The organism is Enterobacter cloacae complex sp. 6730903 (assembly GCF_048283985.1).
Lineage (GTDB): Bacteria > Pseudomonadota > Gammaproteobacteria > Enterobacterales > Enterobacteriaceae > Enterobacter > Enterobacter hormaechei_C.
The window spans coordinates 18420-45278 of sequence record NZ_JBLVXX010000006.1 but is presented as its reverse complement, the minus strand read 5'-3'; the positions used below and the strand labels follow the sequence as shown (position 1 = coordinate 45278).

Sequence of the window (26859 nt, the reverse complement as noted above, 5' to 3'; positions counted from 1 at the left end):
AGCTTTAGCACGCTTAAATGCTTAGAATTTCCCGGCCGAAACTAAAAAAACGGATAATCGCTTGGAATTGTTGTATACCGCCCTGCTCTACATCATTCAGCCACTGGTGTGGCTGCGACTGTTGCTTCGTAGCCGTAAAGCGCCTGCGTACCGTAAACGCTGGGCCGAACGTTATGGCTACTGCCGCAATAAAGTGGCGCCGGACGGTATTCTGCTGCATTCCGTGTCAGTCGGGGAAACGCTGGCCGCCATTCCACTGGTGCGTGCCTTGCGCCACCGTTATCCGTCACTGCCCATCACCGTCACCACGATGACGCCAACCGGCTCAGAGCGCGTGATGTCTGCCTTCGGTAAAGACGTGCATCACGTCTACCTGCCGTACGATCTCCCCTGCGCCATGAACCGTTTCCTGAATACCGTGCGCCCTAAACTGGTGATCGTCATGGAAACCGAGCTCTGGCCGAATATGATTTCCGCCCTGCATGCCCGTAAAATTCCTTTGGTTATCGCCAACGCGCGTCTGTCGGAACGCTCGGCGAAAGGGTACGGCAAGCTGGGTAAATTTATGCGTCGCCTGCTCAGCAAAATCACGCTGATCGCCGCGCAGAACGAAGAAGATGCCGCGCGCTTTATCGCCCTCGGCCTGAAGCGCAACCAGCTTGCGGTCACGGGTAGCCTGAAGTTCGATATTTCCGTCACCCCTGAACTCGCCGCCCGTGCGGTAACACTGCGTCGTCAGTGGGCGCCGCGTCGCCAGGTCTGGATTGCCACCAGCACCCATGACGGCGAAGAAGCCATTATTCTTCAGGCTCACCGTCAGCTGCTGGAAAAATTCCCTGATTTACTGCTGATTCTGGTTCCTCGCCATCCTGAGCGTTTTAAAGATGCCCGCGAGATGGTGCAAAAAGGCGGTTTCAGCTTCACCCTGCGCAGCAGCGGCGAAATTCCCTCTGGCAGCACGCAGGTGGTGATTGGCGATACGATGGGCGAACTGATGCTGCTGTACGGGATCGCCGATCTTGCTTTCGTTGGCGGAAGCCTGGTGGAGCGCGGTGGTCATAACCCGCTGGAGCCGGCAGCCCACGCCATTCCCGTGCTGATGGGGCCACACACGTTTAACTTCAAAGATATCTGCGCGAAATTGCAGCAAGCCGATGGCTTAATCACCGTGACCGACGCGGATTCGGTGGTCAAAGAGGTCTCTACCCTTCTGACTGACGAAGATTACCGCCTGTGGTACGGTCGTCACGCCGTTGAAGTCCTGCATCAGAACCAGGGGGCGCTGACCCGTCTGCTGCAACTTCTGCAACCTTACCTGCCGCAGCGGAGCCACTAATGTCAACGCGTCTGTCGGTCGTGATGATCGCCAAAAACGCCGCCGACCTGCTTCCGGATTGCCTGGCCTCTGTTGCCTGGGCTGACGAAATCGTCATTCTCGACTCCGGAAGTACGGACAATACGGCGGACGTTGCCCGTGCAGCCGGGGCAAAAGTCTTTACCGACACCGACTGGCAGGGCTACGGTATTCAGCGTCAGCGTGCGCAGGGTTACGCCACGGGCGATTACGTGTTGATGATCGACACCGATGAGCGCGTCACCCCGGAACTCCGACAGGCCATTCAAACGGTGCTTGCCGCGCCACAGCCTGGCGCGGTCTACAGTATCGCGCGTCGTAACTATTTCCTGGGCCGCTTTATGCGCCACAGCGGCTGGTACCCCGACCGCGTGATGCGCCTCTATGTGCGCGAGCGTTATCAGTACAACGATAACCTGGTCCATGAATCTCTGGCCTGCGATGGCGCTCAGATCATCCCCCTGACGGGCGATCTGCTTCATCTGACCTGCCGCGATTTCGCCAGCTTCCAGCGCAAACAGCTGAACTATGCCACCGCCTGGGCGCAGGAGCGGCATGCGCGCGGCAAGAAGGCCACGCTGACCGGCATCTTCACCCACACGCTGGGCGCGTTTCTGAAAACGCTGCTGCTGCGTGGCGGCGTGCTGGACGGCAAACAGGGCTGGTTACTGGCCGTAGTGAATGCCCAGTATACTTTCAACAAATACACCGAGCTGTGGGCGCTGAACCGCGGCTACTCAGAGAAAACGTGAGCCATGAGCACAAAAGCGATTTATCCGGGTACCTTCGATCCGATCACTAACGGTCATCTTGATATCATCACCCGTGCGGCCTGTATGTTCGACAAGGTGATTCTGGCCATTGCCGCCAGCCCGAGCAAAAAGCCGATGTTCGACCTGAACGAACGCGTGCAGCTTGCCACCGATGCGATTTCGCATCTGTCGAATGTTGAGGTCGTCGGATTCAGCGACTTGATGGCAAACTTTGCCCGTGACCGGCAGGCCAATATCCTGATCCGCGGTCTTCGCGCGGTAGCAGACTTCGAATATGAAATGCAGCTGGCACACATGAACCGCCATCTTATGCCGGAGCTGGAGAGCGTATTCCTGATGCCCTCCAAAGAGTGGTCCTTCATCTCTTCTTCGCTGGTGAAAGAGGTGGCGCGCCATCACGGGGACGTTACCCACTTTCTGCCGGTTAACGTCCACCAGGCGTTGATGGAAAAGCTAAAGTAACCCTACTTCTGGCACTGACGGCAGTAAAACGTGGCGCGCTGAGCGTGCTTCGTGGCAATAATCGGCGTCCCGCAGGCTCTGCACGGCTCACCCTTACGGCCATAAACCTGCAACTCCTGCGCAAAATAGCCCGGCTTCCCGTCGCTTTGCAGGAAATCCTTCAGCGTCGTCCCGCCCTGCTCAATTGAGCGCAGCAGTACCGCTTTAATTACTCTGACCAGCAGCTCGCACTCCTGCGCCGACAGCGAGGAGGCCAGCCGATCGGGATGGATCCCGGCGGCAAACAACGATTCGCTGGCATAGATATTCCCCACCCCCACCACCAGCTTGTTATCCATCAGCCAGGGTTTAATCGGGGTTTTCTTTTTCGCGCACTTCTCTTTGAGATAATCCGCGTTAAACGCCTCTGACAGCGGCTCAGGTCCGAGATGCGCCAGCACGTTGTGTCCTTCCAGCTCTTTGGTCCACAGCCATGCGCCAAAGCGACGCGGGTCGGTGTAACGCAGCACTTTGCCGTTACTCATCACCAGATCAACGTGGTCGTGCTTTTCCGCAGGCAACTCTTCGGTGAGGATGCGCAGGCTTCCCGACATGCCCAGATGGATAATGATCCAGCCGTCAGGTAGCTCCAGCAGCAGGTATTTCGCGCGGCGCTGTACGCTCAGGACAGGTTTGTCGCTTAACGCGTGGATCTCATCGGACACCGGCCAGCGCAGACGCCCGTTGCGAACGACAGCATGAAGAATAGTCGCGCCAACCAGATGGGGCTCAATGCCGCGGCGGCTGGTCTCTACCTCAGGTAATTCAGGCATGGTTCCTCCGTTGAGATGCAGAATGCAAAAAACCCCGCAGTTGCGGGGTTTTTCAATACAAGGAGACTAAAATTATTTGATTTTAGCTTCTTTGTACAGTACGTGCTGGCGTACAACTGGATCGAATTTTTTCAGTTCCAGTTTTTCCGGCTTAGTACGTTTGTTCTTCGTGGTGGTGTAGAAGTGACCTGTACCAGCAGAAGAAACCAGCTTGATTTTCTCGCGAATACCTTTAGCCATGATTTATTTCCTCTTTAAGTACTTAGTACTTTTCGCCACGGGCACGCAGTTCGGACAGAACTGTATCGATGCCTTTCTTATCGATTACACGCATACCTTTAGCAGATACGCGCAGGGTGACAAAACGCTTCTCGCTCTCAACCCAGAAACGGTGAGAGTGCAGGTTCGGCAGGAAACGGCGTTTAGTCGCGTTCAGTGCGTGGGAACGGTTGTTACCGGTCACCGGACGCTTGCCAGTAACTTGGCAGACTCGGGACATGTCTATTCTCCAAAAATCAAATTAGCTCGAGCTTCGTATGGGGTATCGGCGCCTCGTCAGGCTTTACAGCCCGGTCATCGCATAGTTCTATTGAACTCTCGATTGCCAGGCCCAAATGCCAAACCCGAGATTCTCAAAGGTGGCGTAGTATACGCTGACTCGGCGGTGTGCTCAAGTCCCGAACAGACAAAGATCCCGATGGATCGCGAGAAAAGGCCTAAATCCAGCCACGTTCGGCAAAAGAAATGTACTCTCCGCGGCCAATTATCAGATGGTCCAGCACACGAATGTCCATGAATTGACAGCATTTGATAATACGTTCGGTAATTGCTTTGTCAGCTCTGCTTGGTTCTGCACAGCCAGAGGGGTGATTATGCGCGAGGATCACGCCGGCTGCATTCACTTTTATCGCTTCCCGCACAATTTCACGCGGATGCACCTCAACGTGGCTCAATGTTCCCGAAAAAAGGCGGGTATGTTTCAGTACCCGGTTTTTGTTGTCGAGAAAGATCACCATAAAGATCTCCCGCTCCAGATCGGAGAGCTGGCTTTGCAGAAATTCGCGAGTCATGTCGGGGGTGAGGATCGGGTCTTCCTCCTCCATACGCACGTTGTAAAATCGCCGGGCTAGCTCGGCAATGCCCCGTAACTGGGCATATTTCGCCACGCCAATGCCCTCAACGTGCGTAAACGCCTCCAGCTCAGCGGTCAGCAATCCATACAGTGAACCGAAATGGTCTATCAGCTCTTTCGCCAGCGTAAATACCGTTTTCCCCGGCGTGCCTGTGCGTAAAAAGAGCGCCAGCAGCTCGTCGTCCTTTAACAACGTGACGCCATGACGCAGCATTTTTTCACGCGGTAGCAGCAGTTCAGTCTCTTCCATGCCCGGCCTCCTTCTGTTTGCCATTATGCTGCCACAGGCAAATTCGGGGCTCGACGCTGACGTTTCGTTCTTGCGTAACGCCTCGCAAAGTGAATTAAGGACATCATCACCCCGTTTTAGGGATTGTGATAAAATGCCCGCTCTCTGGTGAAACCCAACAGGAAAGAATCATGATGAGCCTGGCCGGTAAAAAAATCGTTCTTGGCGTCAGCGGCGGTATTGCTGCCTATAAAACGCCAGACCTGGTGCGCCGTTTGCGCGAGCGCGGGGCCGACGTACGGGTCGCGATCACCGAAGGCGGCAAAGCCTTTATCACCCCGCTGAGCCTGCAAGCCGTCTCGGGATACCCGGTATCCGACAGCCTGCTCGACCCGGCAGCCGAAGCCGCAATGGGCCACATTGAACTGGGGAAATGGGCCGATCTGGTTATCCTTGCCCCCGCCACGGCAGATTTAATTGCCCGCGTGGCAGCCGGTATGGCGAACGATCTGGTAACGACCATTTGCCTCGCCACGCCTGCGCCCGTCGCGGTTGTGCCCGCAATGAACCAGCAGATGTACCGCAACGCCGCTACCCAGCATAATCTGGACACGCTGGCCTCGCGCGGCCTGCTGATTTGGGGACCGGACAGCGGCAGCCAGGCCTGCGGCGACGTTGGGCCAGGGCGTATGCTCGACCCATTGACGATTGTTGATATGGCCGCCGCCCATTTCTCGCCTGTCAACGATCTGCAACATCTCAACATCATGATTACCGCGGGTCCCACGCGCGAGCCGCTGGATCCGGTGCGTTACATCACCAACCACAGCTCCGGCAAAATGGGCTTTGCGATTGCTGCCGCGGCAGCCAAACGCGGCGCGAACGTCACGCTGGTGAGCGGCCCGGTGTCGCTTGCCACCCCTGCGTTCGTGCAGCGTATTGATGTAACGACCGCGCTGGAAATGGAAGCCGCCGTACAGGCACATGCTCAACAGCAGCATATTTTTATCGGCTGTGCGGCCGTCGCTGATTACCGCGCCGAAACCATTGCCGACGCCAAAATTAAAAAGCAAGGTGATGAATTAACAATAAAAATGGTGAAGAACCCGGATATCGTTGCCGGTGTCGCCGCATTGAAAACTCATCGTCCTTACGTTGTTGGGTTTGCCGCAGAAACGAATAATGTGGAAGAATATGCCCGGCAAAAACGTACCCGCAAAAACCTCGATTTGATTTGCGCGAACGACGTATCGCTGTCCACGCAAGGATTTAACAGCGACAGCAACGCATTGCACCTTTTCTGGCAGGATGGAGATAAAGTCTTACCGCTTGAGCGCAAAGAACTCCTGGGCCAACAATTACTGGACGAGATCGTTACCCGTTATGATGAAAAAAATCGACGTTAAGATTCTGGACCCGCGCGTTGGCGAGCAATTTCCGCTGCCAACGTATGCCACCTCCGGCTCTGCCGGTCTTGACCTGCGCGCCTGTCTCGATGACGCCGTAGAACTGGCGCCGGGTGCAACGACCCTGATCCCGACCGGGCTGGCGATTCACATTGCTGACCCGTCACTGGCAGCGGTGATCCTGCCGCGCTCTGGCCTGGGCCATAAGCATGGCGTCGTGCTGGGTAACCTGGTCGGCCTGATCGACTCTGACTATCAGGGTCAGCTGATGGTATCCGTCTGGAACCGTGGCCAGGACAGCTTCACCATTGAGCCGGGCGAGCGTATCGCGCAGATGGTGTTTGTACCGGTGGTGCAGGCAGAATTTAACCTGGTGGCAGACTTCGATGCTACCGACCGTGGCGAAGGCGGCTTCGGCCATTCCGGGCGCAAATAACTGCCCGACAAACACGCATCTCACAGCGCCATAATGCAATAACAAACCGCAAACGTCAGTTTGCGGGTCGCTGTGTGGTTGCCAGCCTGACAAGTGCTTATTTTCAGGGGTATTTTGTAACATGGCAGAAAAACAAACCGCGAAAAGGAATCGTCGCGAAGAAATACTTCAATCTCTGGCTCTGATGCTTGAATCCAGCGACGGCAGTCAACGCATCACCACCGCAAAGCTGGCGGCCTCTGTGGGCGTGTCAGAGGCGGCGCTGTATCGTCATTTCCCGAGCAAAACCCGGATGTTTGACAGCCTGATCGAGTTTATCGAAGACAGCCTGATCACGCGCATCAACCTGATTCTGAAGGATGAAAAAGACACCAGCACGCGTCTGCGTCTGATTGTGCTGCTGATTCTGGGCTTTGGTGAACGTAACCCGGGTCTGACCCGTATTCTGACCGGCCACGCGCTGATGTTTGAACAGGATCGTCTGCAAGGCCGTATAAACCAGCTTTTTGAGCGTATCGAAGCCCAGCTGCGTCAGGTTCTGCGCGAGAAGAAAATGCGGGAAGGCGAGGGATATAATACGGATGAGACCCTGCTGGCAAGCCAGATCCTGGCATTTTGCGAAGGGATGCTCTCCCGGTTTGTGCGCAGCGAGTTTAAATATCGACCAACGGACGATTTTGACGCCCGCTGGCCGTTAGTGGCTGCTCAGTTACAGTAACGCCATCGCCGGATGGCGGCTTCGCCTTATCCGGCCTACGAACGGGTAGGCCCGGTAAGCGTAGCGCCACCAGGCAATTGAATTAAACGCCAAACTCTTCGCGATACGCTTTTACCGCTGCCAGATGATCCGCCATCTCAGGCTTCTCTTCCAGATACGCAATCAGCTCTTTCAGCGTGATAATCGACGTGACCTTGCAGCCATAATCGCGCTCCACTTCCTGAATAGCAGAAATGTCGCCGCGCCCGCGCTCCTGACGATCGAGTGAAATCAGCACACCCGCAAGCGTTGCGCCGTTAGCCTGGATAATCTCCATCGATTCACGGATCGCGGTACCTGCGGTGATCACGTCATCCACCAGCATCACACGCCCCTGCAACGCACTGCCTACTAGATTACCGCCTTCACCGTGGGTTTTGGCCTCTTTACGGTTAAAGCAGTACGGTACGTCGCGGTCATGGTGCTCCGCCAGCGCCACCGCCGTGGTGGTTGCAATTGGAATGCCTTTGTACGCGGGGCCAAACAGCAGGTCGAAATCAATCCCGGAATCCACCAGCGCTTCGGCATAGAAGCGGCCTAACAGTGCCAGGTCGCGCCCGGTATTAAACAGCCCGGCGTTGAAGAAATACGGGCTTTTACGCCCGGATTTCAGCGTAAACTCGCCAAACTTAAGTACCTGCTTGTTAAGCGCAAACTCAATAAACTGGCGCTGATACGATTTCATGGATTTGCTCCTTTGTCTTTTCAGTCTTACAGGCAAAAAAAAGGCGACTCATTGGTCGCCTTAAAATCAATTTTCTAACGCCGCTTTCTGCGTCGCTACAATAGATTCGATACCCCCTCGGGCCAACGCCAGCAAGGTGAGCAGTTCTTCGTGGGTGAATGGCTCGCCTTCTGCCGTACCCTGCACTTCAATGATGCGACCATCTTCGGTCATCACCACGTTCATGTCGGTTTCTGCGGCAGAATCTTCAACGTATTCCAGATCGCAAAGCGCTTCGCCGTTAACGATACCAACGGAGACAGCAGCAACCATCCCTTTCATTGGGTTGGTTTTCAGCTTACCGGCGGCAACCAGCTTGTTCAGGGCATCTGCCAGCGCCACACAGGCGCCGGTAATAGAGGCCGTACGCGTGCCACCATCGGCCTGGATCACGTCGCAGTCCAGCGTGATGGTGAACTCACCCAGCGTTTTCAGGTCAACCGCGGCGCGGAGCGCACGCGCGATCAGGCGCTGGATCTCCATAGTACGGCCGCCCTGCTTACCTTTTGCCGCTTCACGGGCATTACGGGTATGGGTTGCGCGCGGCAGCATACCGTATTCGGCGGTGATCCACCCCTGGCCCTGGCCTTTCAGGAAGCGAGGCACGCCCTCTTCAATGGACGCGGTGCAAAGCACTTTGGTGTCACCAAACTCAACCAGCACGGAGCCTTCAGCGTGTTTTGTATAGTTACGGGTCAGGGTGACGGGACGCACCTGGTTGGCGCTACGACCTGCTGGACGCATGATGGATTCTCCGGCTTGAAACGAATGTGGCTGCGCATTATACGGATAAAGGACGCTTATTCCTATCCTGAGAAGCCCCTGAAAGCTATAATCCCCCCATCTCTCCTTTAAAAACGGGAATGTCTATGATCCGCAGTATGACCGCCTACGCCCGGCGTGAAATCAAGGGTAGCTGGGGTAGCGCTACCTGGGAAATGCGCTCGGTAAACCAGCGCTATCTGGAAACGTATTTCCGTATGCCGGAACAGTTCCGCAGCCTGGAGCCTGTGGTACGTGAGCGTATCCGTACGCGTCTGACCCGCGGGAAAGTGGAATGTAATTTGCGTTTTGAGCCCGATGCCAGCGCGCAGGGCGAACTGATCCTGAACGAAAAACTGGCGAAACACCTGGTTAATGCGGCGAACTGGGTCAAAATGCAGAGCGATGAAGGCGAGATCAACCCGGTTGATATTCTGCGCTGGCCTGGCGTGATGGCCGCCGGAGAGCAGGATCTGGACGCGATTACCGCTGAAATCCTGGCTGCACTCGACGGCACGCTGGACGACTTTATCGTTGCCCGCGAAACCGAAGGCCAGGCGCTGAAAGCGATGATTGAGCAACGCCTTGAAGGCGTGAGCGCCGAAGTCGCTAAAGTGCGCGCTCATATGCCAGAAGTGCTGCAATGGCAGCGTGAGCGTCTTGTCGCCAAACTGGAAGAGGCGGAAGTCCAGCTGGAAAACAACCGTCTGGAACAAGAGCTGGTGCTGATGGCGCAACGTGTGGACGTGGCTGAAGAGCTGGATCGTCTGGAAGCGCACGTTAAAGAGACCTACAACATTCTGAAGAAGAAAGAAGCGGTAGGCCGCCGTCTCGACTTTATGATGCAGGAGTTCAACCGCGAGTCGAACACGCTGGCGTCTAAGTCTATCAATGCAGAGGTAACCAATTCAGCGATTGAACTGAAGGTCCTGATTGAGCAGATGCGCGAGCAGATCCAGAATATCGAGTAATTCCTTTCAGGGTGGTGTTGCCTCGCACACCACCCATTACTTTTTCTAATCCTTATTTAGCCTTAATTTCTTTTCCTGCCGCCTTATCACAAGCCCGCCAGGCATGCGTTGATAAATTTCTGTAGGGCAAACCCCCTCGCCTTAGAAAATCTCAATCGTGATCTTCCGCACAAATCGCTAATCTCCTCCTCTTCATTCCGGAGGGTTTATGCTGCTTCACATTCTCTATCTTATTGGCATTACCGCAGAAGCCATGACCGGCGCGCTCGCTGCCGGACGTCGCCGTATGGACACCTTCGGCGTGATTATCATTGCCACAGCCACTGCGCTCGGCGGCGGGTCCGTGCGCGATATCCTGCTTGGCCATTATCCGCTCGGCTGGGTAAAAAACCCTGAGTACGTCATTATCGTGGCAACGGCAGCCGTGCTAACCACGATTGTGGCCCCGGTGATGCCTCATCTGCGCCGCGTGTTCCTGGTGCTGGATGCGCTTGGGCTGATTGTTTTTTCCATCATTGGCGCACAAATCGCTCTCGATATGGGTGAAGGCCCGGTTATCGCCACCATCGCTGCCGTGATCACGGGCGTGTTTGGCGGGGTGCTGCGGGATATGTTCTGCAAGCGTATCCCGCTGGTTTTCCAGAAGGAACTGTATGCCGGCATCTCCTTTGCCGCGGCAGTGCTTTATGTCGCCTTGCAGCACTATGTCACCAGCCACGATGTGGTTGTTATCTCCACCCTGCTGTTTGGCTTCACCGCGCGTATGCTGGCATTGCGCCTTAAGCTGGGCCTGCCCGTTTTTCATTACAAACACAATGCGCATTAATGTCAGAACGGGCAGGCGCCGGATAATCAATTACTCGAATAGTTGTAACCGTAGTGATGATAGCCGTAGCCGTAAGCGTTGCTTGCCCGCTTAACGACGCCGTTGAGAATCACCCCTTTGGTATTGACGCCACTCTGCTCCAGACGCTGTACACAGACCAGCATCTCCTTCACGCTGTTCATCCCGAAGCGGGCGACCAGCAGCGTGGTGCCTGCGCGACGGCCGACAACAGCCGCGTCGGTGACCGCCAGGATCGGTGGCGTATCGATAATCACCAGATCGTAGCGTTCATTCGCCCAGTCCAGCAGCTGCTGGAAACGCGTATGCATCAGAAGCTCCGCCGGATTAGGGGGGATCGGCCCGCGCACGATGGTATCGAATCCGCCTTTATCGAAGGTCTGAACGCCCTGGGTATACTCCGCCTTACCGGACAACATTTCTGACAAGCCGCAGGTATTGTCGAGCTTAAACAGATCATGGGCATACCCGCGACGCATATCCGCATCAATATAGAGCACTTTCTGGCCCGCCTGCGCCACGACGGCCGCCAGGGTACTGCTGACAAAGGTTTTACCGCTGTCAGGCGTGGCGCCAGAGATCATCAGTATATTGTTCGCTGACTCCATCATCGCAAAATGCAGACTGGTGCGCAGGCCGCGAATCGCCTCCACGGAGAGATCGACCGGGTTATCCGCCGCCAGGAAGGGGATATGTTTGGTTTTATGGCGCAGCCCTGAGGACATAAAGTCTTTTTTGCGCAAACGCATCTTTTTAGCCAGCCATTCCGACAGCGGTACGGTGGCATAGACGTTAATCCCATGCTCCTCCAGCTGCTCCGGCGTTTCAATGCCCATACGCAGCATACTGCGCGCCAGGATCCAGCCCACAGAGACGAACAGACCCAGGAGAACCCCCAGAACGACGACCAGCGCTTTTTTCGGCTTGACTGGCTGCGGCCGGGTCACGGCCGGATCGATAATGCGGACGTTACCAATTGCGCTCGACCGGGCGATGCTCAGCTCCTGTTCGCGGTTAAGCAGCTGCTGGTAGATAACGCGTCCCGACTCCACATCACGGCTCAGGCGCAACACCTCCTGCTGGGTTGACGGCATGGACGATACCCGTTTATTCAGGCGGTTTTTTTCCTGCTCCAGCGTCTGGCGTTTCTCAATCAGCGCCCGGTAGGTGGGGTGATCTTTTTTGTAGAGCTGCGAAATTTCCGCTTCCCGGAAGGTCAGTTCATTGAGCTGATTGTCCGCATTTACAATCTGCTCCAGCACCGCTTTTGCCTCCAGGTTCAGGTCAACGGAGTCATTTTGCTGGCGATAGCGGTTGAGCTTCTCCTCGGCCTGGTCCAGCTCGCTGCGCACCTGCGGAAGCTGCTGCTTCAAAAATTGCAGGCTTTTCGCATCCTGCGCCGCCTGGCGAGCCACGTTCTGTTGTAAATAGTTATCGGCGATGCAGTTAAGCACGCGCGCCATCTCATCGGGATCTTCCCCCGTGATGGTCAGGCCAAGCATCCCACTGTCCTTGCTGCGCTCGCTCACGGAAAAACGCAGCTGTAGCGCGTCAATGGCCTCCAGCTCGCTCAGCTGTGTAATCGTAAATTGCGTACCCGGCTTCGCCTGGATAGCGGCAATGGTAATGGCGATATTCGCCGCGCTCAGCGGCTGTCCCACTACGCCCTGTAACGTCACGTTATCGCCTTCCAGCTGATAGTGGCCCTTCTCGCCGACGGTCAGCGTCAGCTTTTGCGCCCGGCCCGCGACAGGGGGAAGATTGAGCATACGGATATCGACGATGCCAGGCTGTTGGCCGATGAGCCGCGCCCAGCCGCGTCCGACAAGGGGAAAATAGTTTTCACTTACCTGCGTGCGCAGGTTCAGGTCATCAATCGTTTTACCGAGGATCATGCGCGACTGGAGAAGCTGAAGCTCCGGCGCCGACTCTGGCGAGGAGTCAGGGATGAACTCGCTAAGGTTACTGAGTAGCGCGTTGCCCTGTTTCTGCTCCACCTGTATCAGCGCATCGGCCTGATAAACCGGTGTGGCAAAGAGCGCATAAAGCAGTGCCGCCAGCGTGAACAGCGCGGTAAGGATGAGAATAAATTTTCGGTGGTCGAGCAGCTCACCCAACAGGCGCACCAGATCGATCTCGTTATTCGCGGCAGACGCATCATGGGCGTGAAGGTTATTTGTTGACATAAAACGTAACTATCCCGTGTGATTAACTGAGCCGTTTCGCCCATTCCAGACTGGCCTGCTCCAGCAGCCCATAAACATATTCAAATGCGTCCCGGTTTTTACGGTAGGGGTCCGGGATCTCTTTTCTGCCCGTCCAGTGACCAAAGAGCATCATTTTGCCGCGCGCCTCCGGTGCGATAGCCGTGACCTGCTCGATATGTTCCAGCTCCATCGCCAGAATCAGATCGTAATCGCGCACCATGGCGGGGGTGAGCCTGCGCGCCACGTGGCCCTCAAGCAGGGTGCCGCGTTCGGCGGCGATCTCTGTCGCCTGTGAATCGGCGGTGCTCCCTTCCAGGCCACACGTTCCCGCTGAATCGACCCGGGCGGCGGGAAGCAGCCGGCGTAGCAGCCGTTCCCCAATGGGAGAGCGGCAGATATTGCCGGTACAGATCACCAGGATGGCGTTAAACGTTAGTTTGGCCATGTTCTGATATATCTCCCTGTTTCAGTCAGGTCATGTACGCCGGTAATGGTCGGCACAAGCTGAGAGATCACGCGGTTCCAGCGCACCAGCGGCGCGGTGGTGACATAGACGATGTCGTAAGGCTCAAGCTGAAATTCGGTGCTCAACACCATCGCGGTGGCATCCCGGGCGTTAAGCTGGTAGACGTTGGCGATTTTGCCGTTCTGCTTGCCCTGCAACGGACGAATCACAAAGATCCCCGTGGCGTCGGCCATATCCTGATTCACGCCCTGCGCATTACCCAGCGCTTCCGCCAGCGTCATGCCGCTACGGTCCATCTTCAGGGTGCTCTGTTTACCCACCTCGCCCATGACAAACACTTTCAGGTCGTCATTACGGGGAATGAAGAGAATATCGCCCGGATAGAGGAGTTTGTTCTGGGTGAGATCGCCGCGCTGCATCAGCGCGTAGAGAGAAATGTGCGTGTCCTGGCCGTTATGGGTCAGCACCACGTGGCGCCAGTCCGCCTCCGACGTCAGGCCGCCTGCCGCATTGATCGCATCCATTATGGTCAACGGAATGTTGGTGATGGGCTGCTGGCCCGACTTAGCCACTTCGCCCGTCACGTAGGCTTTTTGCGAGCGGAACGCCGCGACGCTGACATCCACCTGCGGGCTCTCAATCACAGAGTCCAGCCGGGCGGCGATCTCATCGCGCACCTGGGCCAGCGTTTTGCCGACGACGCGGATTTTGCCGATATAGGGGTAGAAGATCGTGCCATCGGCATTTACCCAGTTGCCCGTATCGCTGGCGCTACGGTACTGACCTGCGGGGGTGGTCAGCTCCGGGTGGTCCCAGACGGTAACCATCAGCACGTCGCCGACGCCGATGCGATATTGGTAGTTCTGGAGCTGGCGATCCAGTTCAGGATTCGCGCGGGAGTCGACTTTGCCAGGCAGCAACTGCTCCACCAGCCCCGGCGTGAGCGGATAGACGTTGACCATCTTATTCAGATCGTAATTGCTGTCAGGCAGATCGATAATATCTTTGCCCTGGGTGCGAAGTCCCTGGCCCGGTACGATAGTACAACCGCTTAACGCCATCATAGCCAACGCAAGCACGGAAAATTTAACGTTTTTCATTCAGGAAAATCATCTGGTTAAGTAATGCCTGTTTCATCCGGTACTACTGCCCTACCGGGGTTTCGCGTTCTGACGTCATGTCATAGAGCTGATATTTACGGCCTAACATCTGGCCGCCATCACGCGTGAGAGGCGTCCACGAGACCACCGCCCGGTTGCGATTTGGGCCGATCGTCATCAGATCAAGCGGGATCGAGATGTAGAAGCCTTTGCTAAAGCCACCTTCGCCATAATCCTCTTTCGAGACGTTGGTCAGCGCCGCCCAGACGCCTACCGTCACGCCGCTGTCGAATCGCTTCGCGACGTCGAGGGTGGCGCCTTTATCCTTCGCCAGGTACTGCCCGACGCTCAGCTTCATCAGCACGCTGTTGAGCTTCGCCGGGTTCCAGTAGGCGGTGATAAATCCGGTTGGCGCGCTGTAGTCGGTGAAGCGCATCATGTCGTCCCAGTCGCGCTGCTTGACGTAGTTCGCATCCACGCCCAGCGCCCAGTCGCTATCCAGCGGGCGCCAGAGCGCCTCTGCTCCCACGCCGCCGTACATGGTTTCGAGGTAGCCGCCATAAATCTGGGCATAGAAGCCGTGCCCCAGCGCATCGACATAGTTGGCCTGTAAGTTGTTGATGTAGAAGTCATTGCTGACATAATCTCGAATATGGGTTCTGACTCGCGGCAGGCTGGAGTCAGCGGGAAGCAGCGAGGATTTGAACTTGTCGTAGTTGTTATAGAGGTTGGCGAACACGCCGCCGTCGAGCAGCAGACGATCGGTCAGCCAGTAGCTGGCGCTGGCCATCACCCCCACCTGGAACATATAGAAATCTTCCGGACCGCCCAGCGACTGCGCCAGCGTCGGTTTGAAGCTGTAGCTGAAGCGATCGGCGCGAATACGGTAGCCGCGCCCGAACGCTGTAGTATCCACAGGCTCGACGCGCTGCTGCCTGAGCGCCTCCTCCTGGCCGAGCGGCTCTCCCGCCAGCTGTTTGCGCAGGCTGGCGACGTCGGTTTGCGTCGTGACCAGCGGCAAATGGTCACGCCGCTGGGTGATAGCGATCGTGTCGACCCCGTCGGGCAGGTTATTGATCAGAATACGGTTGGCGCGATCCACCGCTTCGCGCGGATCGCGATAGCGATACTGTTCGCCGGTCATGTATAAGGTATTGCCGTGCTGAAGGATCTCCGGCGCATCGAAGCCTGCGTTGTACTTAAGCGCGGTGAGCTGGTTTGCCGCCGAGGTATAGTCCAGCGTCTCGCCTGCCGGTGCCGGTTGCCAGGCCGGTTTCGGGTTATCACGCAGCGCGGGGCGCAGATCGTTAAAATTGGTCCGCAGGGTGAAGCCAAACATCAGCGTATTGCCGCGCTCGTAGCTGAGGTTGAGATCGGCCCAGTCGGCAACGCGATAGACCGCCCCCACGTTAATATGGCTCGACTGCTTAATGGAGCCGGCAAAATCATCGGCATAATTGTTGCCGTCATACTCGAGCTTCAGGCGCAGGGGCTGCCAGGGTGTCTGATACTGGAGTCCGCCAAACAGCGACGCCGGACCACGAAACATATCGCTAAAGCTGATATCCCCGGCATCATGTGATTCGCCGCGGGTGCAATACTTATTGTTGTCGTGGCACAGCGGGTTACCCACGTTGTCGCTATTACCGGGATATCCCCAGGCTATTCCAAAGGTAAAATCGACCGGTCCGGCCATTTTACTGGCAACCAGATATTCACCGTCGAACAGGCCGGTGCCCGCAATATCGCGCTTGCCGAGCGCTACCTGCGGCAGGCTATAGTCCTCTTCCCACAGACGAACCTTAAAGTCGAACGACTTATCCTTGTAGCTTTGATCGCCGCTGAAATCCTCGTCGCTGCTGTATTTGCGGGTGCGGACGTCGGTATAACGAATCGTCCCTTCCAGCCACGGAAAGAGCACGACCGAAGAGGAGTAAAAACGATACTGGTTGTTATCGCGGTAGTTGATGCTGAATTCCCCTTCCCGGCCAAAGCGCGCGTCGGGCATTTGCATCAGGCCGGTGCCGCCAAAGTCGGACTGTGACGGTCCGGTCGGATCGGGCCAGGTACGCAGCTCCGCGTGGCAGGCAGAAGAGATCGCCAGAGCAAGGCCGCTCAGTAAAAAAAGTTTGTTCATCAGTCAGGTATCCGCCGCGTCAGGAGCGCAACGATTTGCTCATTCAGATCGGTAAAATCGTCCGGCACCGCCCGGGGATCAAACCCCACCCACAGAACAGCGCCCGGCTCTGCTTCAATATGGCGTGCATTCCAGTACGCCACTGGCGCAACAACCGTACTGCCGTCAGGATCGATAACGGTCACGTGATTCCTGTCGGCGCCAGCCAGCCGCAGCTGCCCCTGTAAGTAATCCCTGATGCTTGCGCCCGGTCGCCAGGCCAGTTTCCCCGGCGTGGCGACCGCCCCCATCAGCGTGACAGTGCGGGGCGCAGGCGAGAGCCACAGATCGTAACGGCCCTCAAGGGAACGATCGCCGCGGGCGTCGGTACGCACGGCGTCTGGATCGAGGCTGACAAACTGCCGCCCGACGATCCGCAGGGAGCGGATCTGTGCAGCGACAGCGCGAATGGTCGCGATCCGCTCGTCATCGGCGCGATTCTGCCAGGCTGAAAGCGACGCCAGCACCTGCTGTTGCGTCTGTTGCGCGCGCCGCGTGGCGGAAGGGGTTGCGATGACAGCGCCCTGCCACCAGACGTTGCTCAGCTGCGGCTGGGTGACCAGCCGGGAGAGCGTATCAGCCGGTTCAGCAGACCACGTTTTGCCCGGCTGATGCACGGTAACGACGCTTGCGCATGAGGCGGACAGGCTGAAGAGAGATAGCCCTACGCCAGGTAACCATTTTCTGAGTCTGTTCATGGGGCGGGCTTCAACATCGTCATGGCGACAGGGAATACGCCCGCGCCGAGCATCTGTTCGCTCTGGCGTACCTGCCCGGTGGCGGAATCAATCCAGAAGGTGTTATGCCAGTGACGATCGAGGCCGTCGGCCTGCACCGTCTCCTGCCAGACCTGACAACGTAGCGTGTTTCCGGCAAGGGTCAGGTTTTCAATCCCGCTCAGGGAGAAGCGCGAGGTCAGGTGTGCGGAGCGATACCGCCCCTCTTCCTGCCAGCGCACATCGCGCGACCACTGGCTGCCGTCGCGGAGCTGCGGCGTGTGGCGCAGCGGATCGTGCTCAAGGTTGGTTACCTCAAGCAGGTTATAAGGGAGCTTGAGCGTGTGGATAAGGCGACCGTTATGCGTGACGATCATTGCATTATCCTGCGATAACCATTTACTGTTTCCCTGTTCGATGTATCCGAGAACCACCAGGATCCTCGGGCCATTATCCAGACGCAGGTACATGGTTGAGTATGGGAGCGCCTGAATCTGCCCGTCCGTTACCGTCACATCCTGGCGCCCGTCCAGGCTGGCGTTAAAGGTCTCAATAATGCTCTGCTGGCTCGGCGTACATCCCTGGATCAGCAGAGTCATGATGAGCAGAATAAACAGTCTCACCAGAAATCCTTGATTAAATAACATTGAAATCAATTAAATACCCGGCTTTGATATCGCCACCGGGTCAAGTCGTTGCGCTGTTCAGCGCAAAGCTATATCGCCTTGCGCACCAGCCTTAGCGGGTAACTGTCGTCGTGGAAGTACCATTGCCTGAGTCATCGCCACTGTCGCTTGCCGCGACAACGGCTAACGTCGCTACGCCGGCAATCGCAGCGGTGGTGACAACAGCGGTTGTCCCAATCGCACCTGCCGCCAGTCCTCCCGTAGTGCCAGCGGTAGTTCCCACCGTTGCTCCGGTTGTTGTACCGGTTGTTGCTGCGCTGGTGCTACCTGCTTCGGTGGTAGCGCCTATAGCAGGCAGGGCAGTCGCCAGCGTGAGTGCCGTCAGCACTGTACAAAGCGTCCTTTTCATTTTTGGTCCTCATTCAAATGAAGGAAAATATGAGCACCTGGAAACCAGGTCCCGGTTAACGGGCATAAAGCCCGGGGCTGAATTCCGGCCCGACAGGGACGGAAAATCATCCATGTAAAAGCCCTGGGCTCTGAACACCAGCGCATATAAACCGCCAGGATATATTTCGGTACCCTTAATTGCTTCAATTGGAGTTCAGATAGTTAACTCCCTCACGGGGTGCAAAAAGAAAGGAAAACGCAGAAGTGATGCGAAATGCACCCCAGCGGTAACTACCTTAAAAATTTTGGATAAGATAATTCTTATAATAATTTGACGCAATGATTTCCGGCAGAATAAATATGACCAATTGTTAACCAGGAAAAACTCAACATATTATTAATAAAACACTTAACTTACTGAAATTAAAAGCAACACCTCGTTCAGCATACAGGCTGCATCACCTATAACCCCTTCATTCCCGGCTATTGCTCTCGATTAATAGTGATTGAGATCAATTAAGCCGCTCTCTCGAAGAAAATAAAAACGCAAGCAGAGCAAATCCTGAAATTGGGATGGGGAATAATATTTCCTCAAAATATATTCATCATGAATGATTCATTTATATTCATAATTATTGCGTATATAAACCGCGTCTCATAAATACGCTATTTCACGGCAGCGGAAGTATGTGCCCCCTCGCCAGTCTGTTCAGGAGCGCATGCCGATTAAAATCCACCGATGTGCTCTGCGGCCAGCCATTTTGCCAGGGCATCAATCTGAGGCTGATGCAGCCAGTTTACGACCTGGCGGGCCTTCTCCTGCCCGACACCCGGCAGCATCCGCCACTCCGCTTCGCTTCGCTGACTCAGCGCCTGCCAGGTGCGATCCCCTGCCGCCCTGAGCGTCGACCGGGCCAGCGGTATTCCCATCGCGGTGATCCAACGGATAAAAGGACGCTCCCGCGCCAGGTTAAACTGATGCCACAGCGCAGCGCCATGCGATGCCGATATCCCCGGCGTCGCGGTGAGCTGCGCCTGCGTGAGCTGTAGCCAGGAGAAGAGGTGCTCAAACCGATGCGCCTGATAGAGGGTCCGCCATCCTGATTCGCCCACTCCTTCGATATCTAACGCCTGCCTGGAACTTAGCCACGTCAGCCGGGCAAAAAATTGCTCCATGCACTCCGGAGAGGCATAGAAACAGGTTAAACCGTTATAGCGCGATGAGGGCGGCTGCGGTTTACGGCGATCCACATTGCGCCACACCACGTTATCCAGCCGGGGAATACCTTGTCCCGCCAGGCTTACCAGCACCTGATCGCCGGGGGCAATATCCAGCCTCTGCCAGCGGTTAACCGACCCTAAGCTGACGCGCTGTACACGTTTATCGTCGAGCATCAGCGGCTCAAGCTGCGCAATCGCGGTGATCCGCCCGGTACGGCCAACGGTAAAGTGAATCGCTTTGACTTCCGTCACCTGGGCCACAGGAAGGTATTTCCATGCGACGACCCAACTCCCTTCCCCCGGCAGCCATTGCTCACCCGGCGGCTCTGCCGAGGCGCGGACCACAATGCCATCCGTGGCGAAGGGCAACGAAGCCTTAAACCAGGCCGTCCGCTGCGCCTCCACGTCAGCCACGTTTTTAACCGGCAGGGTATAGCGGGCCGTCAGGGTAAAACCTGCCTCCGCCAGCGCGGAAAGGCGTGCTTTCATCGCTTTTGGGCCGTTCGGCCAGGCCCAGATAAAAATGCCTGTCTGCTTCAGCGCTGCGCGATCGGTCGCGCGCATCATCGCTCCCGCTACCTTCGCACGCGCGTTCATCCCTCCCATCCGCTGCTGGATATGCCCCTCGCGCAGCAGAAAAAGTTCACCCTGCAACACACTGTTGGCAAGCGGCCCGGCCAGCGTTTGCGGAATAGCGGGAATTATTCGCGCCTGTGCCGTCCACTCTTCCCCCTGTAAGCCGTCGCCCCGACTAATCGCCTGCGCCAGCTTGCCGTTTTTGTAGACCAGGGTGACCGCAACACCATCCACCTTTGGCTGTACCCAGAGCTCCTGCTGCGTCGCCATCCAGCGGCTAAGCGCCTGCTTGCTCTCTACCTTATGCACGCCGGTATGGGCGAAGGGATGCTTCACCGTCCCGCTGGCGGCAGGGCGATCGTCGTGCAGCGGCTCATCGTGAAAACAGCGCTGCCACTGTTTTAAGCGGGCGTTAAGCCTGTCGTAAACGTCGTCACTCACCTCGCTGCTGCCCTGCTTCCAGTAATCTTCATTCCAGCGGGTCAGCTGCGCCTTCAGGGCCGCGATCTCCTGCCCGGCTTTAGCCGGTGACCAGACCGGGCACATTGCCATCGCCCCGCTGCTTAAGAAGATCATCAGTATGCTTATCCATTTCACCATTATTACCCCTCCCTGTTTTGCGAAGGGTATACCCTGCCCGGGAGCCGCAGACCAGCTGCAAAATTGCATTTTACGAGCGCGCTTCAGCGCATTGTTTTTATTGCAGCAAAAGGAAGGTAAAAGCTGAAAACGGCACGCAAAATTTAATCATCCAGGGGAAAAAGTGTGACAAAGGCTACGTCACACAGCGGCGACGTGTATAATAAGCCCGTATGTAGGACTTCTTCGTTAACACATACAAAAGACTCTCATGGCTCAAGGCACGCTTTATATTGTTTCTGCCCCTAGTGGCGCGGGTAAATCCAGCCTTATTCAGGCACTGTTAAAAACCCAACCGTTGTACGATACGCAGGTTTCTGTTTCTCACACCACGCGAGCACCGCGTCCGGGTGAAGTGCACGGTGAACACTATTTCTTTGTGAATCACGACGAATTCAGAGCGATGATTGGCAGAGACGCGTTTCTTGAACACGCAGAAGTTTTCGGTAACTACTACGGCACTTCACGTGAAACCATTGAGCAGGTACTGGCGACCGGCGTGAACGTGTTCCTGGATATCGACTGGCAGGGCGCGCAGCAAATTCGTAAGAAAATGCCTGATTCGCGCAGTATCTTTATTTTACCGCCATCGAAAGATGAACTGGATCGCCGCCTGCGTGGTCGCGGCCAGGACAGCGAAGAAGTTATCGCGAAGCGTATGGCGCAAGCTGTTGCAGAAATGAGCCATTACGCGGAATATGATTACCTTATTGTGAATGATGATTTTGATGCCGCGCTGAGCGATCTCAAAACTATCCTTCGCGCAGAACGTCTGCGTATGAGCCGCCAGAAGCAGCGACATGACGCATTAATCACCAAACTGTTGGCAGACTGAACCCACTTTCAGTATCATGCCCAGTCATTTCTTCACCTGTGGAGCATTTTAAGTATGGCACGCGTAACTGTTCAGGACGCTGTAGAGAAAATTGGTAACCGTTTTGACCTGGTGCTGGTCGCCGCGCGTCGCGCTCGTCAGATGCAGGTAGGCGGTAAAGATCCGCTGGTACCGGAAGAAAACGATAAAACCACCGTTATTGCACTTCGCGAAATCGAAGAAGGTCTGATCAACAACCAGATCCTCGACGTGCGTGAGCGCCAGGAGCAGCAAGAGCAGGAAGCCGCTGAATTACAAGCTGTTACCGCTATTGCTGAAGGTCGTCGTTAATTAAACCTGCGGGTCGCCCTTGTATCTGTTTGAAAGCCTGAATCAACTGATTCAAACCTACCTGCCTGAAGACCAGATTAAGCGTCTTCAGCAGGCGTATCTCGTTGCACGTGACGCTCACGAGGGCCAGACACGTTCAAGCGGTGAACCCTATATCACGCACCCGGTAGCGGTGGCCTGTATTCTGGCCGAGATGAAACTCGACTACGAAACGCTGATGGCCGCCCTGCTGCATGACGTGATTGAAGATACCCCTGCCACCTACCAGGACATGGAACAGCTGTTTGGCAAAAGCGTTGCCGAGCTGGTGGAAGGGGTCTCTAAGCTTGATAAGCTGAAATTCCGCGACAAGAAAGAGGCGCAGGCCGAAAACTTTCGCAAGATGATCATGGCGATGGTGCAGGATATCCGCGTCATTCTCATCAAACTGGCTGACCGCACCCACAATATGCGCACGCTGGGCTCACTTCGCCCGGATAAACGTCGCCGCATCGCCCGTGAAACCCTCGAAATCTACAGTCCGCTGGCGCACCGTTTAGGTATTCATCACATTAAAACCGAGCTGGAAGAGCTGGGTTTTGAAGCGTTGTACCCGAACCGCTATCGCGTGATTAAAGAGGTGGTGAAAGCCGCTCGCGGTAACCGTAAAGAGATGATTCAAAAGATCCTCTCTGAAATCGAAGGGCGTTTGCAGGAAGCGGGCATTCCGTGCCGCGTGAGCGGTCGCGAAAAGCATTTGTACTCTATCTACTGCAAAATGGTGCTCAAAGAGCAGCGTTTTCACTCGATCATGGATATCTACGCGTTCCGCGTGATCGTCCACGACTCAGACACCTGCTACCGCGTGCTGGGGCAGATGCACAGCCTGTACAAGCCGCGTCCGGGGCGCGTCAAAGATTACATAGCCATTCCTAAAGCGAACGGATACCAGTCTTTGCACACCTCCATGATTGGCCCGCACGGTGTCCCTGTTGAGGTGCAGATTCGTACCGAAGATATGGATCAAATGGCGGAGATGGGTGTCGCGGCGCACTGGGCTTATAAAGAGCACGGCGGTGAAAGCAGCACTACCGCGCAAATCCGCGCCCAGCGCTGGATGCAGAGCCTGCTGGAGCTGCAACAGAGCGCAGGTAGCTCGTTTGAATTTATCGAGAGCGTTAAATCCGATCTCTTCCCGGATGAGATTTACGTTTTCACACCGGAAGGACGCATTGTCGAACTGCCTGCGGGCGCGACACCGGTCGACTTCGCTTACGCCGTGCATACCGATATCGGCCATGCCTGCGTAGGTGCCCGCGTCGACAGGCAGCCTTATCCGCTGTCGCAGCCGCTCTTCAGCGGACAGACGGTGGAGATCATTACCGCGCCGGGGGCACGTCCTAACGCCGCCTGGCTGAACTTTGTCGTGAGCTCAAAAGCGCGCGCAAAAATCCGCCAGCTGCTGAAAAACCTCAAGCGCGACGACTCCGTTAGCCTGGGGCGTCGTCTGCTCAACCACGCGCTGGGTGGCAGCCGCAAACTGGCAGAGATCCCGCCAGAAAACATTCAACATGAGCTGGAGCGTATGAAGCTCGCCTCGCTGGATGACCTGCTGGCAGAGATTGGCCTCGGCAACGCCATGAGCGTGGTCGTGGCGAAGAACCTGCAACAAGGCGAAACGACAGCCGTTCCTGCCACCACGCAAAATCATGGTCACCTGCCAATCAAAGGCGCTGACGGGGTGCTCATCACCTTCGCCAAATGCTGCCGTCCTATCCCGGGCGATCCGATTATTGCGCACGTCAGCCCGGGTAAAGGGCTGGTGATCCACCACGAATCCTGCCGTAACATCCGTGGCTATCAGAAAGAGCCTGAGAAGTTCATGGCGGTCGAGTGGGATAAAGAGACGGCGCAGGAATTTATCACTGAAATCAAGGTGGATATGTTCAACCACCAGGGTGCACTGGCGAACCTGACGGCAGCGATCAACACGGCCTCGTCCAACATTCAAAGCCTGAATACGGAAGAAAAAGATGGCCGCGTTTACAGCGCCTTTATTCGCCTGACCGCCCGTGACCGCGTGCATCTGGCGAATATTATGCGCAAGATCCGCGTGATGCCGGATGTCATTAAAGTCACCCGAAACCGAAACTAGCATTATGAATTCAAAACGTTACGAGCGAATCTGCGAAATGCTCGCCAGGCGTCAGCCTGATCTGACGGTCTGCATGGAGCAGGTCCATAAACCTCATAACGTCTCTGCTATCGTCCGCACCGCAGATGCCGTCGGCGTGCATGAAGTCCACGCCGTCTGGCCAGGCGCACGTATGCGTACCATGGCCTCCACCGCCGCAGGCAGTAACAGCTGGGTATCCGTGAAAACTCACCAGACTATTGGTGAGGCGGTCTCGCACCTGAAAGGGCGTGGCATGCAGGTTCTGGCAACCAACCTCTCTGCTAAAGCCGTGGATTTCCGTGAGATCGACTACACCCGTCCAACCTGCATTTTAATGGGCCAGGAGAAAACGGGGATCACGCAGGAAGCACTGGATTTGGCCGACCGGGACATCATCATTCCGATGATCGGGATGGTCCAGTCACTCAACGTGTCGGTCGCCTCGGCGCTGATCCTGTATGAAGCGCAGCGCCAGCGTCAGAATGCCGGAATGTACGAGCGCAGCAACAGCATGCTGCCGGAAGAGGAGCAGCAGCGCCTGCTGTTTGAAGGTGGCTATCCGGTGCTGGCTCGCGTTGCGAAGCAGAAGAAATTGCCTTACCCCCACGTCAACGCGCAGGGCGAAATTGAAGCCGATGCCGAGTGGTGGTCCACCATGCAGTACGCGGGCTAAATCATGAAAGGCCGCCTGCTGGAAGCCATACCGCTCAACAGCCTGACGGGCGTGGGCGCGGCTCAAAGCAGTAAACTGGCGAAGATTGGCCTGCACACCGTGCAGGATCTCCTGCTCCACCTCCCCCTGCGTTACGAAGACCGTACTCAGCTTTATAAGATTGGCGATCTGCTGCCCGCTATTTACGCCACCGTTGAAGGGGAAGTGCTGAACTGCAACATCACCTTTGGCGGACGCAGAATGATGACCTGCCAGATCAGCGACGGCACCGGCATTCTCACCATGCGCTTTTTCAACTTCAATGCGGCAATGAAAAACAGCCTTGCCACTGGACGACGCGTACTTGCGTACGGTGAAGCCAAACGGGGCAAATACGGCGCGGAGATGATCCACCCGGAATACCGCGTGCAGGGCGATCTCAGCTCACCTGAGCTACAGGAGACGCTCACGCCGGTCTATCCAACCACTGAAGGCATTAAGCAGGCTACGCTGCGCAAGCTCACCGACCAGGCGCTGGAGCTGCTCGATACCTGCGCCATTAACGAGCTGCTACCGCCGGAGCTGGCACAGGGCATGATGAGCCTGCCGGAGGCGTTACGCACCCTGCACCGTCCACCGCCAACGCTTCAGCTTGTTGATTTAGAAAGCGGTAAACACCCCGCCCAACGGCGTCTTATCCTTGAGGAATTACTGGCTCACAACCTGAGCATGCTGGCCCTGCGCGCAGGTACGCAGCGCTTCCACGCGCAGCCATTAAGCCAGCGTGATGAGCTCAAAGATAAGCTGCTGGCCTCACTGCCGTTTAAACCCACCGGCGCCCAGGCGCGGGTGACTGCCGAGATCGAACGCGATATGGCGCTGGATGTGCCAATGATGCGCCTGGTGCAGGGCGACGTGGGTTCCGGTAAAACGCTGGTTGCCGCGCTGGCCGCTTTGCGCGCCATCGCCCACGGTAAGCAGGTGGCGCTGATGGCGCCGACGGAACTGCTGGCCGAGCAGCATGCCAACAATTTCCGTAACTGGTTTGCCCCGCTGGGAATCGAAGTGGGCTGGCTGGCCGGGAAGCAGAAGGGCAAAGCGCGCCTTGCGCAGCAGGACGCCATTGCCAGCGGGCAGGTGCAGATGATTGTCGGCACGCACGCCATTTTCCAGGAACAGGTGCAGTTTAACGGCCTGGCGCTGGTCATTATCGACGAACAGCACCGCTTTGGTGTTCATCAGCGTCTGGCGCTGTGGGAGAAAGGTCTGCAACAGGGCTTCCACCCGCATCAGCTGATCATGACCGCCACGCCGATTCCGCGCACCCTGGCGATGACGGCCTATGCCGATCTGGATACCTCCACCATCGACGAGCTGCCGCCGGGCCGTACGCCGGTGACGACGGTCGCCATTCCGGACACGCGCCGCAGCGACATCATTGACCGCGTGCGCAACGCCTGCACCCACGAAGGACGTCAGGCTTACTGGGTCTGTACCCTGATTGAAGAGTCTGAGCTGCTGGAAGCGCAGGCTGCCGAAGCCACGTGGGAAGAGTTAAAGCTCGCCCTGCCGGAGCTGAACGTCGGTCTGGTTCACGGGCGCATGAAGCCTGCCGAGAAGCAGGCGGTGATGCAGTCGTTTAAACAGGGTGAACTGCATTTACTCGTTGCGACCACGGTCATCGAAGTGGGCGTGGACGTGCCGAACTCCAGCCTGATGATTATTGAGAACCCGGAGCGCCTGGGCCTGGCGCAGCTCCACCAGCTTCGCGGGCGCGTGGGCCGTGGCGCGATCGCCTCTCACTGCGTGCTGCTCTACAAAGCCCCGCTGTCGAAAACCGCGCAGATGCGTTTGCAGGTATTACGCGACAGCAATGACGGCTTCGTGATTGCGCAAAAAGATCTGGAGATCCGCGGCCCGGGCGAACTGCTGGGCACGCGTCAGACGGGTAACGCCGAATTTAAAGTGGCGGATTTGTTGCGCGATCAGGCCATGATCCCTGAAGTACAACGCCTTGCGCGTCATATTCATGAACGCTACCCCGAACAGGCGGCAGCGTTGATTGAACGCTGGATGCCAGAAACCGAGCGGTATTCCAACGCCTGACG

27 protein-coding genes are annotated in these 26859 nt (G+C 56.6%); 13 read left to right on the top strand and 14 right to left on the bottom strand.

Going from position 1 to position 26859, the window contains the following annotated elements; genetic code table 11:
* Positions 1–61 precede the first annotated feature (61 nt).
* From waaA to coaD, 3 genes are read left to right on the top strand one after another with little or no spacing between them, the layout of a single operon-like run.
* Positions 62–1336, top strand: a complete 1275-nt coding sequence (waaA, locus tag ACNQ0W_RS04555; RefSeq protein WP_003860874.1) for a lipid IV(A) 3-deoxy-D-manno-octulosonic acid transferase — start codon at positions 62–64, stop codon at positions 1334–1336.
* A complete protein-coding gene (locus tag ACNQ0W_RS04550; protein ID WP_062933121.1) occupies positions 1336–2106 on the top strand; it encodes a glycosyltransferase family 2 protein in 771 nt (256 codons plus the stop codon). Before waaA ends, ACNQ0W_RS04550 begins: the two co-directional genes overlap by 1 nt.
* A 3-nt stretch (positions 2107–2109) precedes the next feature.
* The gene (gene coaD / locus ACNQ0W_RS04545; RefSeq protein ID WP_015570040.1) at positions 2110–2589 is read left to right on the top strand and encodes a pantetheine-phosphate adenylyltransferase; all 480 of its coding nucleotides are present in this window, start codon (positions 2110–2112) and stop codon (positions 2587–2589) included.
* Between the two features lie 2 nt (positions 2590–2591).
* On the opposite strand, the gene mutM is transcribed toward coaD, so the two are convergent.
* From mutM to radC, 4 genes are all read right to left on the bottom strand, one after another.
* Entirely contained in the window at positions 2592–3401 is an 810-nt protein-coding gene (mutM, locus tag ACNQ0W_RS04540) for a bifunctional DNA-formamidopyrimidine glycosylase/DNA-(apurinic or apyrimidinic site) lyase (RefSeq protein ID WP_003860879.1), read from the bottom strand.
* 72 nt (positions 3402–3473) lie between these two features.
* Positions 3474–3641, bottom strand: coding sequence for a 50S ribosomal protein L33 (gene rpmG / locus ACNQ0W_RS04535; RefSeq protein ID WP_003024094.1), 168 nt, complete (start codon positions 3639–3641; stop codon positions 3474–3476).
* Positions 3642–3663: 22 nt separating this feature from the next.
* Entirely contained in the window at positions 3664–3900 is a 237-nt protein-coding gene (gene rpmB / locus ACNQ0W_RS04530; protein WP_002436699.1) for a 50S ribosomal protein L28, read from the bottom strand.
* Positions 3901–4117: 217 nt separating this feature from the next.
* Entirely contained in the window at positions 4118–4783 is a 666-nt protein-coding gene (radC, locus tag ACNQ0W_RS04525; RefSeq protein ID WP_006812419.1) for a RadC family protein, read from the bottom strand.
* Positions 4784–4956: 173 nt separating this feature from the next.
* On the opposite strand from radC, the gene coaBC reads away from it, so the two are divergent.
* The 3 genes from coaBC to slmA all read left to right on the top strand — a co-directional run bounded on the left by coaBC (position 4957) and on the right by slmA (position 7322).
* Positions 4957–6168: a bifunctional phosphopantothenoylcysteine decarboxylase/phosphopantothenate--cysteine ligase CoaBC gene (coaBC, locus tag ACNQ0W_RS04520; RefSeq protein WP_169802592.1), complete on the top strand. Its 1212-nt coding sequence runs from the start codon at positions 4957–4959 to the stop codon at positions 6166–6168.
* On the top strand, positions 6146–6604 hold the full coding sequence (gene dut, locus ACNQ0W_RS04515; protein ID WP_015570042.1) for a dUTP diphosphatase: 459 nt from the start codon (positions 6146–6148) through the stop codon (positions 6602–6604). The genes coaBC and dut overlap by 23 nt, the downstream gene beginning before the upstream one ends.
* Before the next feature lie 121 nt (positions 6605–6725).
* Positions 6726–7322, top strand: a complete 597-nt coding sequence (slmA, locus tag ACNQ0W_RS04510) for a nucleoid occlusion factor SlmA (RefSeq protein WP_003860901.1) — start codon at positions 6726–6728, stop codon at positions 7320–7322.
* An 82-nt stretch (positions 7323–7404) separates the two neighbouring features.
* Here slmA and pyrE read toward each other — a convergent pair whose 3' ends face one another.
* Together pyrE and rph are read right to left on the bottom strand one after the other, a co-directional pair.
* The gene (pyrE, locus tag ACNQ0W_RS04505) at positions 7405–8046 is read right to left on the bottom strand and encodes an orotate phosphoribosyltransferase (RefSeq protein WP_039269348.1); all 642 of its coding nucleotides are present in this window, start codon (positions 8044–8046) and stop codon (positions 7405–7407) included.
* Positions 8047–8112: 66 nt separating this feature from the next.
* A complete protein-coding gene (gene rph / locus ACNQ0W_RS04500; protein WP_015570044.1) occupies positions 8113–8829 on the bottom strand; it encodes a ribonuclease PH in 717 nt (238 codons plus the stop codon).
* A 125-nt stretch (positions 8830–8954) separates the two neighbouring features.
* On the opposite strand from rph, the gene ACNQ0W_RS04495 reads away from it, so the two are divergent.
* On the top strand, positions 8955–9818 hold the full coding sequence (locus ACNQ0W_RS04495) for a YicC/YloC family endoribonuclease (RefSeq protein ID WP_252047442.1): 864 nt from the start codon (positions 8955–8957) through the stop codon (positions 9816–9818).
* Positions 9819–10026: 208 nt separating this feature from the next.
* Positions 10027–10644 (top strand): trimeric intracellular cation channel family protein, encoded by a 618-nt coding sequence (locus tag ACNQ0W_RS04490; RefSeq protein WP_015570045.1) that lies wholly within the window; start codon positions 10027–10029, stop codon positions 10642–10644.
* Positions 10645–10670: 26 nt separating this feature from the next.
* Here the strand turns inward: ACNQ0W_RS04490 and etk are convergent, their stop codons facing one another.
* From etk to ligB, 8 genes are all read right to left on the bottom strand, one after another.
* Positions 10671–12848, bottom strand: coding sequence for a tyrosine-protein kinase (etk, locus tag ACNQ0W_RS04485; protein ID WP_062933119.1), 2178 nt, complete (start codon positions 12846–12848; stop codon positions 10671–10673).
* Positions 12849–12870: 22 nt separating this feature from the next.
* Positions 12871–13314, bottom strand: a complete 444-nt coding sequence (locus ACNQ0W_RS04480) for a protein-tyrosine-phosphatase (RefSeq protein ID WP_045348436.1) — start codon at positions 13312–13314, stop codon at positions 12871–12873.
* On the bottom strand, positions 13302–14435 hold the full coding sequence (locus ACNQ0W_RS04475) for a polysaccharide export protein (protein ID WP_023295705.1): 1134 nt from the start codon (positions 14433–14435) through the stop codon (positions 13302–13304). Before ACNQ0W_RS04475 ends, ACNQ0W_RS04480 begins: the two co-directional genes overlap by 13 nt.
* Positions 14436–14478: 43 nt before the next feature.
* On the bottom strand, positions 14479–16572 hold the full coding sequence (locus ACNQ0W_RS04470; RefSeq protein ID WP_074135699.1) for a YjbH domain-containing protein: 2094 nt from the start codon (positions 16570–16572) through the stop codon (positions 14479–14481).
* Positions 16572–17309, bottom strand: a complete 738-nt coding sequence (locus ACNQ0W_RS04465; RefSeq protein WP_063613832.1) for a capsule biosynthesis GfcC family protein — start codon at positions 17307–17309, stop codon at positions 16572–16574. The genes ACNQ0W_RS04470 and ACNQ0W_RS04465 overlap by 1 nt, the downstream gene beginning before the upstream one ends.
* Entirely contained in the window at positions 17306–17950 is a 645-nt protein-coding gene (locus ACNQ0W_RS04460) for a YjbF family lipoprotein (RefSeq protein WP_062933116.1), read from the bottom strand. Before ACNQ0W_RS04460 ends, ACNQ0W_RS04465 begins: the two co-directional genes overlap by 4 nt.
* Before the next feature lie 115 nt (positions 17951–18065).
* Positions 18066–18362: a hypothetical protein gene (locus ACNQ0W_RS04455; RefSeq protein WP_017383628.1), complete on the bottom strand. Its 297-nt coding sequence runs from the start codon at positions 18360–18362 to the stop codon at positions 18066–18068.
* A 707-nt stretch (positions 18363–19069) separates the two neighbouring features.
* Positions 19070–20740 carry an NAD-dependent DNA ligase LigB gene (ligB, locus tag ACNQ0W_RS04450; RefSeq protein ID WP_062933115.1) on the bottom strand — a complete coding sequence of 557 codons (1671 nt, stop codon included), beginning with the start codon at positions 20738–20740 and terminating at the stop codon, positions 19070–19072.
* Positions 20741–20990: 250 nt separating this feature from the next.
* Between ligB and gmk the strand changes: the two genes are divergently transcribed.
* Genes gmk through recG form a run of 5 tightly spaced genes read left to right on the top strand, consistent with a single transcriptional unit; the run spans position 20991 to position 26857 of the window.
* The gene (gene gmk, locus ACNQ0W_RS04445; protein ID WP_006177710.1) at positions 20991–21614 is read left to right on the top strand and encodes a guanylate kinase; all 624 of its coding nucleotides are present in this window, start codon (positions 20991–20993) and stop codon (positions 21612–21614) included.
* Between the two features lie 54 nt (positions 21615–21668).
* On the top strand, positions 21669–21944 hold the full coding sequence (gene rpoZ / locus ACNQ0W_RS04440) for a DNA-directed RNA polymerase subunit omega (RefSeq protein WP_000135058.1): 276 nt from the start codon (positions 21669–21671) through the stop codon (positions 21942–21944).
* Between the two features lie 19 nt (positions 21945–21963).
* The gene (gene spoT / locus ACNQ0W_RS04435; protein WP_003860921.1) at positions 21964–24078 is read left to right on the top strand and encodes a bifunctional GTP diphosphokinase/guanosine-3',5'-bis pyrophosphate 3'-pyrophosphohydrolase; all 2115 of its coding nucleotides are present in this window, start codon (positions 21964–21966) and stop codon (positions 24076–24078) included.
* Between the two features lie 4 nt (positions 24079–24082).
* Complete coding sequence (gene trmH, locus ACNQ0W_RS04430) at positions 24083–24772, top strand: tRNA (guanosine(18)-2'-O)-methyltransferase TrmH (RefSeq protein WP_003860922.1); 690 nt, start codon at positions 24083–24085, stop codon at positions 24770–24772.
* 3 nt (positions 24773–24775) lie between these two features.
* Complete coding sequence (gene recG / locus ACNQ0W_RS04425; protein WP_062933114.1) at positions 24776–26857, top strand: ATP-dependent DNA helicase RecG; 2082 nt, start codon at positions 24776–24778, stop codon at positions 26855–26857.
* Positions 26858–26859 lie beyond the last annotated feature (2 nt).